The organism is Streptomyces celluloflavus (assembly GCA_000720995.1).
GTDB lineage: Bacteria > Actinomycetota > Actinomycetes > Streptomycetales > Streptomycetaceae > Streptomyces > Streptomyces celluloflavus.
Window position 1 is genome coordinate 1 of sequence record JOEL01000117.1, and the last position, 1,507, is coordinate 1,507.

Below are 1,507 nucleotides of genomic sequence, written 5' to 3' on the forward strand. Positions count from 1 at the left end.
GGGGGTGCCTCTATGTTTTTCGTCAAGCCCGAGTTGGTCATGTGGTGGCTGCTTCGGGGGTTCGGGGTTCGTAGAAGGTTCCGTCGCGGAGCATGGCGAACAGGACGCTGATGCGCTGCCGGGCGAGGCGGAGGAGGGCCTGTGTGTGGGTTTTGCCCCGGGCTCGGCAGCGGTCGTAGTAGGTGCGGGAGGCGGGGTCGTGCAGGGCGGCGAACGCGGACAGGAACATTGCGCGTTTGAGCTGCCGGTTGCCGCCTCTGGGCGCGTGTTCGCCGTGGATGGAGGTGCCCGACTGCTTCGTGGTCGGGGCGAGGCCGGCGTAGGAGGCGAGGTGGGCGGCGGTGGGGAAGCTGGTGCCGTCCCCGACGGTGACCAGGAGAACTGCGGCGGTCCTGACGCCGACGCCGGGCAGTGACGTCAGGACCTGGGAAAGAGGGTGGGCCTCCAGCAGTTCGTTGATCTGGGCTTGAAGGGCCCGTCGTTGTTCGTGGACGGCCGCGAGCGAGCGGGCCAGAGACGGGATCACGATGTCGAGGGTGCCGGTGCCCGGAACGACGACGGTCTGTTCGTCGAGCGCGTCGAAGACGTCGTCGATGAGCCGGGTGGCCATGCGCGGGGCGTTCGGGCGGATCAGTTCGACGAGTCTGCGGCGGCCGGCTTTGTGCAGGGCGGCTGGGGATCCGTAGCGTTCCAGCAGCCAGGTGACGGCCTGGTGGTCCAGGCGGGGCCCGAGGACGCGTTCCAGGCTGGGGTGGAACTGGGTGAGCAGGCCGCGTATCCGGTTGGAGGTGCGGGTGGCCTCGGCGGCGAGGTCCTGGTCGAAGCCGGTCAGCACGGTCAGCTCGGCGGTGATCTTGTCGGTCAGCTCCAGCGAGCGCAGAGTGTGCGGCATGGTGCGGGCGGCGTCCGCGATCACCGCGGCGTCCTTCGCGTCGGTCTTCGCCTCGCCCGGGTAGAGGTCGGCGATCCGCCGCATCGCAAGGCCGGGCAGGTAGACGACCTGGCAGCCCGCGTCGCGGGCGACGGTCAGCGGGAGGGCGCCGATGGAGGCGGGCTGGTCCACGACGACGAGGACGGTGCCGAACTTCGCTGCCAGTTTCTCGAAGACGGCCCGCAGCTTCGGCTCGCTGTTGGGCAGGGACTTGTCGAAGACCTTCTTGCCGGCCGGGGTCAGCCCGTGGCCGTGGTGCGTGCTCTTACCGACGTCCAGGCCGAGGAAGACGCCCACGCTGCTGGTGTCGATCACGGTGCCCCCACTTGCTCGAAACGGTGCTGGCCTGGGCGTCGGGGCCGTTCTCGCGCATCCACGTTATGCAGACCTGCCGCCCGCGAACGACCGGGCATTGCGCCCGGCCAGGCGGTGGTCGGACCTCTCATCAGCGTCTCCGACGGCACCCTCGGGCCTGGTGACACCACCCCCCAGGTCATCCGTTCGACAGGGGGCAAAAGTCATGCCAGGCCCGGAGGCCAGCGGCCCTCTTGCAGGACCGCGAAAAACATAACGGGG

General features: G+C 69.3%; 1 protein-coding gene. It reads right to left on the minus strand.

What is annotated here, in order from left to right; genetic code table 11:
• Window positions 1–37: 37 nt before the first annotated feature.
• A complete protein-coding gene (locus IH09_RS36095) occupies window positions 38–1,246 on the minus strand; it encodes an IS110 family RNA-guided transposase (protein ID WP_052861974.1) in 1,209 nt (402 codons plus the stop codon).
• Window positions 1,247–1,507: the final 261 nt, after the last annotated feature.